Here is a 13,882-nt window from a genome sequence, read left to right as displayed (position 1 = left end):
AACGGCCGAGTGCTCTCGGAGCGATCCACAGAGCGCGGAGGGGCGGCCCACAGACCACTCATAGGAATTCCTCGATACTCGAAGACGTGACCATCTCCCAGCCTGCAGCAGCCCCGCGCCTCACGCGTGCCGACGGAACCCCGTTGCGCATCCTGGTCGTCGACGACGAAGCCAGCCTGACCGACCTGTTGTCCATGGCGCTCCGCTACGAGGGCTGGGACGTCAAGAGCGCGAACGGCGGGCAGGACGCCCTGACGACCGCGCGGGAGTTCAAGCCCGACGCGATGGTGCTCGACGTCATGATGCCGGACCTCGACGGCCTGCAGGTGCTCAGCCGGCTGCGGCAGAACAACGACGACACCCCGGTGCTGTTCCTCACCGCGAAGGACTCCGTCGAGGACCGCGTGACCGGGCTGACGGCCGGCGGCGACGACTACGTCACGAAGCCGTTCTCCCTCGAGGAGGTCGTCGCACGGCTGCGTGGCCTCATCCGCCGCTCGCAGATCTCGATCTCCGAGGCGGGCGACTCCCGCATCGTCGTCGGCGACCTGGTGCTCGACGAGGAGTCGTACGAGGTGCACCGTGCCGGTCGGCCGATCGAGCTGACCGCCACCGAGTTCGAGCTCCTCCGGTTCCTGATGCGCAACCCCCGTCGCGTGCTGTCGAAGGCGCAGATCCTGGACCGCGTGTGGTCGTACGACTTCGGCGGCAAGTCCTCGGTCGTCGAGATCTACATCTCCTACCTGCGCAAGAAGATCGACGCCGGCGAGACCCCGATGATCCACACGGTCCGCGGCGTCGGGTACGTCATCAAGCCCACCTCGTGACCCTCCGGCGTCGGCTCGTCCTGAGCATCGTCGCGCTCGTCGTCGCCGTCAGCGCGGTGATCGGGGCGGCGAGCATCATCGCGCTCGCCTCGATCCAGACGGGTGCGATCGACCAGCAGATCACGGGCGCCACCCACCGTGCACAGCGGTACCTGCAGCAGAACCAGTCGGGGCAGCCGAGCATCGACCTGTCGCGACCGTCCGGGCAGGCCGCCGGCACCCTGACGGCGTACTTCGTCGACGGGCAGGTCGTGATCGCGAACGTGCTCGACGACTACGGACGCCCGAGCGGCATCGCGCAGTCGAGCGCCGAGGCGCTGGGGACCGTGCACGTCGACGCCGACCCGGAGACCGTCGACCTCGGCGGAGGGACCGGGCGCTACCGGCTCGCCGCCGTCAACGTCGGCCCGGCCGTCCTGGTCGTGGGGCTGCCCATGGCACCCGTCTACGACAGCGTCTGGAAGCTCTTCTGGGTCGTCATCTCCGTCGTGGCCGCCGCGCTGGTCGCCGGGTCGGTCGTGGCGGCGTTCGTGGTCCGGCGTTCGCTGCGGCCACTCGAACGTGTCGCCGAGACCGCGTCGACCGTTGCCCGGATGCCGCTCGACCGCAGCGACGCCCTGGACGGCGTCCGCGTGCCGGACACGGACCCGCGCACCGAGGTGGGCCGGGTCGGCAGCGCCTTCAACCGGATGCTCGGGCACATCGCAGGCGCCATGCAGGCGCGGGAACGGTCCGAACAGAAGGTCCGGCAGTTCGTCGCGGACGCCTCGCACGAGCTCCGCACCCCGCTCGCCTCGGTGCGTGGATACGCCGAACTCACCCGGCGGATGGGCGGAGACCTGCCGAAGGACGTCGTCTACGCGATGAGCCGCATCGAGTCCGAGTCCATCCGGATGACGTCCATGGTCGAGGACCTGCTGCTCCTCGCCCGCCTCGACGAGGGGCGCGAGATCCAGTTCGCCGAGGTCGACCTGACCGGGCTCGTGCTCGACGCCGTCAACGACGCGCACGCCGCCTCGCCGGACCACGTCATCGAGATCGACGTGCCGTCATCGCCCGTGGTGGTCCTCGGAGACGCCGCGCGCCTGCACCAGGTCATCGTGAACCTCGTCACCAACGCCCGGACCCACACCCCAGAGGGCACGCGCATCACAGTGGGTCTCGCGCCTTCACCATCGGGCGCCGGTGTCGACCTGACCGTGCGGGACACCGGGCAGGGCATCGACCCGGAGTTCCTGCCGAAGCTGTTCGAGCGGTTCGCCCGCGCCGACAGCTCCCGGTCGCGCACCGTGGGGTCGACGGGGCTCGGCCTCGCGATCGTGGACGCGGTCGTGCAGGCGCACGGCGGCAGCGTCGAGGTGGCGAGCGCGCCCGGTGACACGGTGTTCACGGTCCACCTGCCGGTGGATCCCGCAGCCGCCGCGGCGGCTGCGTCCGCGTCGGACGTGTCGGCTGACTGGTCGGGGACGCCCGCTGCGGTGGACGCGACCCACTGACGACCGGGAGGCGCGGTGCGGGCCCGCACCGCGCCTCCAGACCGCCGTTTGGTCTCGTCCACCGCATCTGGTACTGTTCTCGAAGCCAAAGACCGCCGGATGTCGTGCTGCTCGCAAAGTGTTTGTGAACATCATGGCCGAAGGTCCTCACTCATGAGGCATCCCGCGCAGGTGTTCCGAACCACTCCCACCGTCAGGTGAGAGCAGCTCCGAGCCTCTGCGCCGGAGCTTTTTTCATGTGTGGAGACCTGGGGCTAGCCGGCAAGAAACCCCAAGGAGAACCATGGCGAACAAGGAAGCTGCGGTCGCCGAGCTCACGGAGTCCTTCCGTAGCTCGAACGCCGTTCTGCTCACCGAGTACCGCGGTCTCACGGTCGCGCAGCTCAAGGAGCTCCGCAACTCGATCCGTGAGCACGCCACGTACGCCGTGGTGAAGAACACGCTGACCAAGATCGCGGCGAACAACGCCGGCATCTCCTCGTTCGACGAGGAACTCGCCGGTCCGTCCGCTCTCGCCTTCGTCCACGGTGACACCGTCGCCGTCGCGAAGTCGCTGCGTGCATTCGCCAAGGCGAACCCCGAGCTCGTGGTGAAGGGTGGTTACTTCGACGGTAACCCGCTCTCCGCGACCGAGGTGGACAAGCTCGCCGACCTCGAGTCCCGTGAAGTTCTGCTCGGCAAGCTCGCCGGCGCCTTCAAGGCCTCGCTGTTCGGTGCTGCGTACCTGTTCCAGGCCCCGCTCTCGCAGGCCGTCCGCACCGTGGACGCCCTTCGCGAGAAGCAGGAGTCCGCGGCCTGATCAGGCTCGCGTTCCACAACCACACGTATTAGCTAGTAGTAGGAGAAAATCATGGCGAAGCTTTCGCAGGACGAGCTCATCGAGGCCTTCAAGGAGCTCACGCTCATCGAGCTCTCGGACTTCGTGAAGAAGTTCGAAGAGGTCTTCGAGGTCACCGCTGCTGCCCCGGCCGCTGCTGCCGCTCCGGCCGCCGCTGCCCCGGCCGAGGCCGCTGAGGAGAAGACCGAGTTCGACGTCATCCTCAAGTCCGCTGGTGACAAGAAGATCCAGGTCATCAAGGAGGTCCGTGGCCTGACGTCGCTCGGCCTCGGTGAGGCCAAGGCGCTCGTCGAGACCGCCGACGCCAAGATCCTCGAGGGTGCGAACAAGGAGACCGCCGACAAGGCGAAGGCGACCCTCGAGGCCGCTGGCGCCACGATCGAGCTCGCGTAGTCTCGACCGTTCGGTTCACGAAGGCCGCTGCCCCTCGGGGTGGCGGCCTTCGTCGTGCGCGGGTGCGTGTGTGCGGGTATGCGGGGCCCGAGACTCGAGGTGAGCGACACTTCTCGCGACGAAGAAGCCGAGATCGGTCGCTCACGTCGAGACTCGTTGTGCGGTGCCCGAGACTCGGTACGTCACAAGACCACACGGTGCTGGCCGAACAGCGCGCGAAGCCGGTCAGGGTCGACCAGGTGCCACCACGTGGGGCGCACGACGGTCCGGACCCCGGGCACCGATCGGATCCGATCCTCGCGGAGCTTCTCGTGCCAGACGGCGTCACCCGGCGCGCGGCCGCCGAGCATTCCCCGATCGGTGTACTTCTCCTTGCCGTCGAACTCGACGACGACTCCGGTGTCCTCGAACCAGAAGTCGACCCGATCCACGATGCCGGTCGCGTGCCGGAACTCGTGTTGTACCGCCGGACGTGGCAGGCCGAGTTCGACCATACGCACCGCCGCGAACGACTCGCCGACCGATTCGTGCAGCGCGTCGAGGGCCGCTGCGACGGTTCGGCACCTCACCGATCCGCGTCGGGGGCGCATCGGGAGCGCTGCCTCGAAGGCTTCAACGGAGAGCGTTCCTCGGCGAACCGCGTGGTCGATCGCCACCGCCGCCACGGACGGATCGAGGGTCGTGGCGAGGTCGACAGCCGTGCGCAGCGCACTGGTGAGTCGCACGCCCGCGAACGAGGACGGCCTCGTACCGGTCTCCGGAGAACCGGCGTGCCGCACGAGGTGGGCTCGGTGTTCGGTCTTGCGGGTCGCACCGTCGGTCACGTGGACCCGTTGCGGGGGAGGGCCGATGAGTGGCCAGCCGTACGCGATCGCGGCCGTCAGGTGGGAGAAGGCGGCGTCGTCACGGACCTGCGGTGCCAGCGCGCGTGCGATCAGGAGGTGTCGTTCGGTACTGCTGACCTCCCGCCAGACCTGCGCGTCGACGTAGACGCCATCCGTGATCCGCACGAGCTGGCCCGCGCGGTGTCGCCGCTGGAGCAAGCGGGATCCGGTCCGGTCGAGAGTCGTCGCACTGAGCAGTTGGGTTCGTTTGGTCGCCATCGTTGCAGCATCGCTGCCCGGTGAACACCGGATGGGGCGCGGAAGCCGACCTGTGGAGAGTCCGCCGTGGACCGGCGCTGTGGACGAGGCTCGGCTTGGGTGACGGGAGACTCGCGGTGAGCGACAGGTCTCGTGGATCGAGCGGCGAGAAGTGTCGCTCAGGCCGAGTCTCGGGGCGGGGCGGGGTGGGCGGCGGGTCAGCGCAGGGTGCTGTGGCGACGGCCGTAGGCCAGGTAGAGCACGGCGCCGACGACCATCCAGATGCCGAACGCGATCCACGTCGTGGCGCCGAGGAACACCGCGAGGAGCACGCAGCTGAGGGCACCGAGGACCGGCACGACGGGGAACAGCGGGACGCGGTACGAGCGCTCGAGGTCGGGCTGCGAGCGGCGGAGCACGATGACCGACACGTTGACGAGCGCGAACGCCACCAGGGTGCCGATGCTCGTCGCGTCGGCGAGCTCGCCCAGCGGCACGAGGGCGGCGACGATCGTCACCGCGATGCCGATGATCAGCGTGTTCGCGATCGGGGTGCCGGTGCGGCGCGAGACCCGACCGAAGACCTTCGGGACGAGGCCGTCGCGTGCCATGGTGAGCAGGATCCGGGTCTGGCCGTAGAGCACGGTCAGCACGACGCTCGCGATCGCGACGACCGCACCGATCGAGAAGACCAGCGCGACGAGGGGCTGGCCCGTGACGTCGACCACGATGCGGACGAGCGAGGCCTCGGACGACGAGAAGTCCGTCCACGAACGGGCACCGATCGCGGCGATGGCGACGAGGATGTACAGCGCCGTGATGAGCGCGATCGAACCGATGATCGCCCGGGGGAGGTCGCGGCGGGGGTTCTTCGCCTCTTCGCCTGCGGTGGACGCGGCGTCGAAGCCGATGTACGAGAAGAAGAGCCGGGACGCCGCAGCGGTGACCCCGGCGGCACCCATCGGTGCGAGCGGTTCGAAGTTCTGCGCCTGGAAGGCCGTGAAGGCGACGACCACGAAGAACACGAGCAGTGCGATCTTCACGACGACCATGACGGTGTTCACCCAGGCGCTCTCGCGGGCTCCGGGGATCAGGACCACGGTGGCGAGCAGGACCAGGACGGCCGCCGGCAGGTTCACGACGCCGCCGTCCCCCGGGGGCGCGGACAGTGCCGTCGGCAGGTGCAGCCCGAACACGCGCAGGGTCTCGTCCACGTACTCGCTCGCGCCGACCGCGACCGCTGCCACCGAGACGGCGTACTCGAGGACGAGGCACCACCCGCAGACCCATGCGATGCCCTCGCCCATGGTGGCGTAGGTGTACGAGTAGCTCGACCCCGAGGTCGGGACGGCTCCGGCCATCTCGGCGTAGGACAGCGCCGAGAGCAGGGCCGCGATCCCAGCGACCACGAAGGAGATCCACACGGCCGGCCCCGCGAGCGGCACGGCCGTGCCGAGCACGACCAGGATGCCGGTGCCGAGGGTGGCGCCGACGCTGATCATCGTGAGGTGCCAGACGCCGAGGGACCGGCGGAGCGGTTCACCGTTGACGCCGACGGCCGCCTCGGACTGCAGCTGCTCGATCGGCTTGCGGCGGGCGAGCTGCTGGCGGAGGGACGTGGGACGGGACGGCGCGGACGTCATGGGACCTCGGTGGTGCGGGGGCGGGGACGGCACATGCTCGCACGCCCCCTGAACGGGGTCAAATACACCCGCCGGACCGCACGGCGGAACGGTGGCCGACGAGCGTGCGCCGATGTCCGACCGCGGGGATACGGTTGCTCCATGAGCATGGGCGGCGGGATGCGCGGGGGCGGTGGTGGACCGCGCGGTGGTGGCCGGATCTCGAGCGGCGACTTTCGCGCGCAGAAGGCCGCGAACGCCGAGGCGCCGAAGATCCCGCACCTGGTGAAACGGATCGCTGGGCTGTTCGTCCCGCACCGCAGGGCCATCATCCTGACGGTCGTCCTGGTCCTGATCGGCGCCGCCATCTCGGTGATCCCGCCGCTGTTGACGCAGCAGGCGTTCGACCGAGGCCTCTTCCCGCCGTCCGGCAGACCCGACGTCCCGGTGCTGGTCGAGCTCGTGTCGGCGATGGTGCTCCTCTGGATCGCGAGCGCCGGGGTGGGCGTCTGGCAGACATACCTGACGGCGACGGTCGGCAACAAGGTGATGGGCGCCATGCGGATGCGCCTGTTCGGGCACCTGCAGCGGATGGAGCTCGCGTTCTTCACCCGCACGAAGACCGGCGTGATCCAGTCCCGCCTGCAGAACGACGTCGGCGGCGTCGCGAGCGTCCTGAACAACACGATCTCGTCGGTGCTCGGCAACACCGTCACGGTCATCGCCGCCATCGTCGCGATGCTCCTGCTGAGCTGGCAGATGACCCTGGTCGCGGTCGTGCTGCTGCCGCTCCTGGTCATCGCGCAACGTCGGGTCGGTCAGGTCCGTGCCCGCATCGCCGGGCAGACGCAGGAGTCGCTGTCCGACATGACGGCGATCACGCAAGAGGCGCTGAGCGTCTCCGGCATCCTGCTGGCCAAGAGCTTCAACCAGCAGCGCAGTGAGACCCGCCGCTACGGTGACGAGAACCGCAACCAGATCCAGCTGCAGGTCCGCCAGCAGATGTCCGGACAGTGGTTCTTCGCGATCGTGCAGATCTTCCTGTCGATCATCCCCGCGATCATCTACCTCGTCGCCGCCTGGCTGATCATCGGCGACGTCCCGATCACCGCCGGCACCATCGTCGCGTTCACGACGGTGCAGTCGCGCCTGCTGTTCCCGACGGTCGGACTGCTCCGCGTGGTGCTCGACCTGCAGACCTCCGGAGCGCTGTTCGCCCGCATCTTCGAGTACTTCGACCTGCAGCCCGCGATCACGGACTCGCCCACGGCGAAGCCCGTCGACGACACCATGGTCGGTCACGTCGCCTTCGACGACGTGACGTTCACGTACCCGGACGGCGAGCCCGACAAGCCGACGCTCCGCGGGGTCTCGTTCGCGCTCCGGCCCGGCCAGTTCGCCGCCTTCGTCGGTCCGTCGGGCGCGGGCAAGACCACCGTGTCGTACCTGGTGCCGCGGTTGTACGAGGCGACCGAGGGGTCCGTGCGGTTCGCCGGGCAGGACGTCCGCGACCTCGTGCACGAGGACCTCATGCGCCACGTGGGGATCGTCAGCCAGGAGACGTACCTGTTCCACGCGACGATCGGCGACAACCTGCGGTACGCCAAACCGGACGCCACCGACGACGAGGTTGAACGGGCGGCACGGGCGGCGAACATCCACGACACGATCGCCTCGTTCCCGGACGGCTACGACACCGTCGTGGGGGAGCGCGGGTACCGCCTGTCCGGCGGTGAGAAGCAGCGGATCGCCATCGCCCGGGTGCTCCTGAAGGACCCGCCGGTGCTGGTGCTCGACGAGGCCACGAGCGCGCTGGACTCGATCTCGGAACGCGTGGTGCAGACCGCGCTCGACACTGCCGCCGCGGGGCGCACCACCATCTCGATCGCGCACCGGCTGTCGACGATCCGAGACGCCGACGTCATCTTCGTGCTCGACCACGGGCGGATCGTCGAGCAGGGCACGCACGACGAACTCCTCGCGCTCGACGGCACCTACGCGCTCCTGCACCGGCAGCAGAACACGCCGGCCGACGCCGTCGGCCGCTGACCCCACCGATCACGGCCACCGACGCGCAGGCGGGTGCGCCGATCGGACACGCACCCCCAGACTGGACGGGAGGCCCGTGGCGGCCCCGCCACGGGCCTCCCGTCCGGTGCGGCGAACGACCAGGGCGAGGCGCGCGTCACGACCCAGCAGAACGCCGTGTCCGCGTCCTAGACTCGGGCCCGTGCGTTACGCGAACTCCGTGGTCGACCTCGTCGGCGACACCCCGCTCGTCAAGCTCAACCGCGTCACCGAGGGGGTGCGCGCGACCGTCCTGGTGAAGGTCGAGTACCTGAACCCCGGCGGATCGTCGAAGGACCGCATCGCGACGCGGATCATCGACGCGGCCGAGGCCTCCGGCGATCTGCGACCCGGCGGCACGATCGTCGAACCCACCTCGGGCAACACCGGGGTCGGACTGGCGCTCGTCGCCCAGCAGCGCGGCTACCGGTGCGTGTTCGTGCTGCCGGACAAGGTCGGCGAGGACAAGCGCAACGTCCTGACGGCGTACGGCGCCGAGATCGTCGTCACGCCGACGGCGGTTCCGCCGGAGCACCCGGAGTCGTACTACTCGGTGTCCGACCGGCTCGTCCGCGAGATCCCGGGCGCCTACAAGCCGAACCAGTACGCGAACCCGAACGGGCCCCGCAGCCACTACGAGACCACCGGTCCGGAGATCTGGCGCGACACCGAGCAGCAGATCACCCACTTCGTCGCGGGCGTCGGGACGGGCGGCACAATCTCGGGGACCGGGCGCTTCCTGAAGGAGGCGTCCGACGGCCGTGTCCGCATCGTCGGGGCCGACCCCGAGGGCTCGGTCTACTCCGGCGGCACCGGCCGTCCGTACCTGGTCGAGGGCGTCGGCGAGGACTTCTGGCCGACCGCGTACGACCCCGAGGTGCCGGACGAGATCATCGCGGTGTCGGACGCCGACTCGTTCGCGATGACCCGACGCCTCGCGCGGGAAGAGGGCCTGCTCGTGGGCGGGTCCAGCGGCATGGCGGTCGTCGCGGCGTTGCGGGCCGCCCGTGACCTGACCGAGGACGACGTCGTCGTGGTGCTGCTGCCCGACGGTGGCCGCGGCTACCTCGGCAAGATCTTCAACGACCGGTGGATGCGCTCGTACGGCTTCGCCGAGACCGACGAGGCGCGGACCGTCGGTTCGCTCATCGCCGGCAAGGACGGCCGCCTGCCCGACCTGGTGCACGCGCACCCGGCGGACACCGTGCGCGACGTCGTCGACATCATGACCAAGTACGGGGTGTCCCAGATGCCCGTGCTCAGCGCGGAGCCGCCGGTCGTCATCGGCGAGGTCATCGGGGCCGTCGCCGAGAAGGACCTGCTCGAACAGGTCTTCACCGGCGCCGCGAAGATGGCGGACGCCCTGACCGGCTTCGTGGGCGAGCCGCTCCCGCTGATCGGTGTGGGCGAGTCCGTGTCCGCCGCGCGCCGGGCCCTCGAGACGGTGGACGCCCTGCTCGTCGTCGAGGACGGCAAGCCGGTCACGGTCCTGACCCGCCACGACCTCCTGACCTACCTCTCCGAGTAAGGAACGCAGCCAGCATGACCGAGTTCAGCACCCGCGCCATCCACGCCGGCCAGGAGCCCGACGGCCCCACCGGGGCGGTCATCCCGCCGATCCACCTGACGTCCACCTACGTGCAGGACGGCATCGGCGGCATGCGGAACGGCTACGAGTACTCCCGCGCCGGCAACCCGACGCGGGACTCCCTGCAGACGCTGCTCGCCGACCTCGACGGGGGCGTGGCCGCGTACTCGTTCGCCTCCGGCCTCGCCGCCGAGGACGCCCTGCTCCGGGCCGCACTCCGCCCGGGCGCCCGCGTGGTGATGGGGAACGACGTGTACGGCGGCACCCACCGCCTGGTCAGTCGGCTGCACGTGCCGTGGGGCGTCGAGCTCGTGGTCGTCGACATGAGCGACCTCGACCAGGTCCGTGCCGCGCTGCAGGGTGCGCCGGAGGAGACGGTGCTCTGGGTCGAGACGCCGACCAACCCGCTCATGAAGATCGCCGACATCGCCGGACTCGCCACCCTCGGGCACGAGGCGGGTGCGCTCGTCGTCGTGGACAACACCTTCGCCTCGCCGTACCTGCAGCAGCCGCTGTCGCTCGGCGCGGACGTCGTCGTGTACTCGACGACGAAGTACCTGGGCGGCCACTCCGACGTCGTCGGCGGCGCCGTGGTGCTCGTCGACCAGGAGCTCGCGGCGAAGGTGCAGTTCCTGCAGTTCGGCGCCGGTGCGATCTCGTCGCCGTTCGACGCCTTCCTGACCACGCGCGGCATCAAGACCCTCGCGGTCCGGATGGAGCGACACTCCGCGAACGCGCAGGCCGTCGCCGAGGCACTCGTCGCCGCGCCGGGCGTCGAGCGTGTCTACTACCCGGGACTCACCGACCACCCGGGGCACGACGTCGCCGCTCGCCAGATGCGTGGGTTCGGCGGGATGCTCTCCGTCGCCCTGTCCGGCGGACCGGACGCGGCCCGGCGCTTCGCGGAGTCCACGGAGCTGTTCGCGCTGGCCGAGTCCCTCGGGGGTGTGGAGTCGCTCATCGGGTACCCGAGCGAGATGACGCACGCCTCGGTGAAGGGCACGGAGCTCGCGGTGCCGGAGAACGTGGTGCGGTTGTCCGTCGGCATCGAGGACGCCGGCGACCTGGTCGCGGACCTGCAGCAGGCGCTCGCGCGCTGACCCGCTGACGCGCTCCCGCGGGACCGCGGCCTGCGGCGCGCTCGCGGCGGGTCCGCGGTGTCGCCGCCCGCCCCTACGATGAGCGGGTGAGCACCACGGCGACGAGGACGGGCCTGCTGAGCGGGCGCTACGCCCTCGCGACGATCGGGATGGTCGCGATCGTGGGCGTCGCGGCGTTCCAGAACCTCGCGATGACGACGATCATGCCGGTGATCAGTCGCGACCTGGACGGCCAGGCGCTCTACGCCCTGGCGTTCGCCGCGCCGCTCGCCGCCGGGGTGCCCGGCATGGTGCTCGCCGGCAACTGGACCGACCGGGCCGGCGGTCGGGTCGTCGCCTGGGTCTCCGCCCTGCTCTTCGCCGTGGGGACCGCCGTGGTCATGCTCGCGCCGACGATGGAGGTCTTCCTCGTCGGGCGCCTGGTCGAGGGCTTCGGCGCCGGCGCGATCGACGTCGTGCTCTACGTGCTCGTCGCCCGGATCTTCCCCGCCGAACTGCACGGACCGGTGTTCGCCGGGTTCGCCGCCGCCTGGGTGGTGCCGGCGCTCATCGGCCCGGCGATCGCCGGCATCGTCACCGACACGTGGAACTGGCACTGGGTCTTCGCGGGGGCGCTCGTGATCGCCGTCGGCGCGTTCACCGTGCTCGTGCCGACACTCGGACGGCTGCAGGCACCGGCGGTCGAGCTGCGACCGCCGTGGCAGCGGGTGCGCATCGGGTGGTCGGTCGCCGCGGCCGTGTCGATCCTGCTGCTCAACGTGGCGCCGGACCTGACCCCGTGGGGGATGGGGGCCGCGGTCCTGGTCGGCCTGGTCGGCACCTGGTTCGCCCTGCGGCCGCTGCTGCCGGCGGGCACCTTCCGCGCCGCCGCCGGGCTGCCCTCGGTGGTGCTGCTGCGCGGGCTCGTGGCGGCGTCGTTCTTCGGCAGCGAGGCGTACGTGCCGTTCCTGCTGCAGGCGCAGCACGGCCTGTCCGCATCGGCCGCGGGGCTCGCACTGACGGTCGCGGCGCTGAGCTGGGCGGCCTCGAGCTGGGTGCACGGCCGGCTGGGGGAGCAGCGACTGACCGCACGCCGGACCTTCGGCGTCGGACTCGCGCTGGTGCTCGTGAGCCTGCTGGCAGCGCTCGCGGTGGCGACGCTCGACCTGTCGTGGTGGGTGCTCGTCGCCGGGTGGTTCGTGGGCGGCGCGGGCATGGGCGCCATCTACCCGCGCACGTCGATGCTCACCCTGCGGTTCTCGGGCGAGGGCGACGACGGGTTCGCGAGCTCGGCGCTCACCATCGCCGACGCCGCGGCCAGCGTCATCGGCCTGGCGGTCACCGGACTGCTCTTCACCGCGACCGGCGGTGCCGACGGCACGGTGTCGTTCCCACTCGTCTTCGCGGCGATGATCTGCTTCGCCGCACTGGCGGTCGCCGCGGTCCGGCGGCTCGGACCGGTCCCCGCGCCGGTGTCGTCGGCGTCGGCGGACCGCGCAGCCGGGTAGCGTGGCAGACCGGACCGAAGAGGAGACCCCCGTGGTGCGCATCGTCGCTGCAGCCGTCGTCCTGACGGCCGCCCTCGCGCTGGCCGGCTGCCAGGGCACGACCTCCGCTGCGCCCACGCCGGTGCAGAGCACGGACCTCACGAGCTCCGACGGCGGGTTCGACAAACAGGCCGTGATCGGCGTCGTGCTGGTCCACGACGACACGGCCCTGGGCGAAGACCTGCGCACCGGCCTGTCCGACGCCGGCTTCCGTCCCGACGTCCGGGTCGCACCCGCGTCGGGTGCGGCGGCGTCCCAGCGGACCGCGGTCGCCCAGCTCGTCCGCAAGGGTGCCAAGGCACTGCTCGTGCACGCGGCTCGGCCGTCGGCGCTGACCGGGGTGATCCAGACGGCGCACGACGCCGGCGTCGTGGTGGTGTCGCTCGGCGACCCGCTGCCGGCGAGCGGCACGGGGGGCGACGGCGTGTCCGCCGACTACCGGGTGCCAGCAGGTGCTGACGACGCGGACCTGTCGGCCACCGCCGTCGAGGTGGTGCGGTCGTTGCAGCGCGGCGAGAAGCCGGAGACCGAGCCGAGCGACGGCGACACGACCGACGCCGAGTGACCGGAGCCGCTCAGCGCGGCGACACCAGGCCGATCAGCGACGTGCCACCAGGCGGCTCAGTTCAGCTCCACCACGCCGGGAACGACAACGTGATCGTCTCGACCAGCGCCTTCCTCGAACGTCGGGGCCCGGCGAGCCAGGCCTCGATCGCGCCGACGAAGCCCTGCGCGACGTACCCGGCGGCCACGTCGTCGAGCAGTTCCGGCCGGCGTTCCGCGTCGAGCTCGCGGATGTGCAGGGCACTCGACTCGGTGAAGTGGCCGACGAGCAGCCGGTGCAGTGACGCGTCGTTCGGGTCCGGCAGCGCCTTGGCGTAGATGTCGCGGTGCGTGGTCACGTGCTCGACGACCGCGTTGATGCCCCGGCGCGTGATGGCGGCGAGTTCGGCCGCGTCGGCACCGCGCGCTGCGGCTGCCCGGCGGTCGTCGGCGTCGTCCTGACGGATGCGGTCGAGTTCCGGCGTCAGCACGTCCGCGAGCAGCGATCCTGGGGAGACCGCGTGCGAGTAGAACGTCGCGCGGTTGATGCCGGCGGCACGGGTGACGTCGGCGACGGTGATCTCGGAGACGGGGCGGTCCGCCGCCAGCCGCAGGATCGCTTCGCGCAGGGCGGCGGTCGTGTGCAGGATCCGGGCATCCACCATGACGCCCACCCCCTTCTGATCCGGTTCACCCGGAGGCCCCCGAGCAGTCCGACGGTACCGCATGGCGCGGGATCGGTACGCGGACGAGGGACGGCAACACGCGGGCAATTCCGTGCCGAGCGCGTCGGGAGCGTT

At 70.7% G+C, this 13,882-nt stretch carries 12 protein-coding genes; 9 read left to right on the top strand and 3 right to left on the bottom strand.

The features are described 5' to 3' along the window. The first annotated feature begins 86 nt into the window (after positions 1-86). From ACGH48_RS13175 to rplL, 4 genes are all read left to right on the top strand, one after another. Positions 87-827 (top strand): response regulator transcription factor, encoded by a 741-nt coding sequence (locus ACGH48_RS13175; RefSeq protein ID WP_017888661.1) that lies wholly within the window; start codon positions 87-89, stop codon positions 825-827. Continuing rightward, positions 824-2,323 (top strand): sensor histidine kinase, encoded by a 1,500-nt coding sequence (locus tag ACGH48_RS13170; RefSeq protein ID WP_396288911.1) that lies wholly within the window; start codon positions 824-826, stop codon positions 2,321-2,323. Before ACGH48_RS13175 ends, ACGH48_RS13170 begins: the two co-directional genes overlap by 4 nt. 283 nt (positions 2,324-2,606) lie before the next feature. Then, positions 2,607-3,122, top strand: coding sequence for a 50S ribosomal protein L10 (rplJ, locus tag ACGH48_RS13165; protein ID WP_111084245.1), 516 nt, complete (start codon positions 2,607-2,609; stop codon positions 3,120-3,122). Positions 3,123-3,173: 51 nt separating this feature from the next. Continuing rightward, on the top strand, positions 3,174-3,554 hold the full coding sequence (rplL, locus tag ACGH48_RS13160; protein WP_017888664.1) for a 50S ribosomal protein L7/L12: 381 nt from the start codon (positions 3,174-3,176) through the stop codon (positions 3,552-3,554). 182 nt (positions 3,555-3,736) lie between these two features. Here the strand turns inward: rplL and ACGH48_RS13155 are convergent, their stop codons facing one another. Beyond that, on the bottom strand, positions 3,737-4,657 hold the full coding sequence (locus tag ACGH48_RS13155) for a hypothetical protein (RefSeq protein ID WP_396288909.1): 921 nt from the start codon (positions 4,655-4,657) through the stop codon (positions 3,737-3,739). A 197-nt stretch (positions 4,658-4,854) separates the two neighbouring features. Then, positions 4,855-6,279, bottom strand: a complete 1,425-nt coding sequence (locus ACGH48_RS13150) for an amino acid permease (RefSeq protein WP_396288908.1) — start codon at positions 6,277-6,279, stop codon at positions 4,855-4,857. A 147-nt stretch (positions 6,280-6,426) separates the two neighbouring features. On the opposite strand from ACGH48_RS13150, the gene ACGH48_RS13145 reads away from it, so the two are divergent. The 5 genes from ACGH48_RS13145 (at position 6,427) to ACGH48_RS13125 (ending at position 13,104) form a co-directional block, all read left to right on the top strand. Beyond that, entirely contained in the window at positions 6,427-8,307 is a 1,881-nt protein-coding gene (locus tag ACGH48_RS13145; protein ID WP_396291129.1) for an ABC transporter ATP-binding protein, read from the top strand. 181 nt (positions 8,308-8,488) lie between these two features. Then, positions 8,489-9,853, top strand: coding sequence for a cystathionine beta-synthase (locus ACGH48_RS13140; RefSeq protein ID WP_123313821.1), 1,365 nt, complete (start codon positions 8,489-8,491; stop codon positions 9,851-9,853). A 14-nt stretch (positions 9,854-9,867) separates the two neighbouring features. Further along, entirely contained in the window at positions 9,868-11,013 is a 1,146-nt protein-coding gene (locus ACGH48_RS13135; protein ID WP_396288907.1) for a cystathionine gamma-synthase, read from the top strand. Between the two features lie 86 nt (positions 11,014-11,099). Then, positions 11,100-12,500, top strand: coding sequence for an MFS transporter (locus ACGH48_RS13130; protein ID WP_396288906.1), 1,401 nt, complete (start codon positions 11,100-11,102; stop codon positions 12,498-12,500). A gap of 1 nt (position 12,501) precedes the next feature. Further along, the gene (locus ACGH48_RS13125; protein WP_396288905.1) at positions 12,502-13,104 is read left to right on the top strand and encodes a substrate-binding domain-containing protein; all 603 of its coding nucleotides are present in this window, start codon (positions 12,502-12,504) and stop codon (positions 13,102-13,104) included. Between the two features lie 61 nt (positions 13,105-13,165). Here ACGH48_RS13125 and ACGH48_RS13120 read toward each other — a convergent pair whose 3' ends face one another. Then, positions 13,166-13,747 (bottom strand): TetR/AcrR family transcriptional regulator, encoded by a 582-nt coding sequence (locus ACGH48_RS13120; RefSeq protein ID WP_185021452.1) that lies wholly within the window; start codon positions 13,745-13,747, stop codon positions 13,166-13,168. Positions 13,748-13,882 lie beyond the last annotated feature (135 nt).

Source organism: Curtobacterium pomorum, from assembly GCF_044497295.1.
Taxonomy (GTDB): Bacteria; Actinomycetota; Actinomycetes; order Actinomycetales; family Microbacteriaceae; genus Curtobacterium.
The sequence above is the reverse complement of the archived record's forward strand: the minus strand, read 5'-3'. Positions and strand labels throughout refer to the sequence as shown.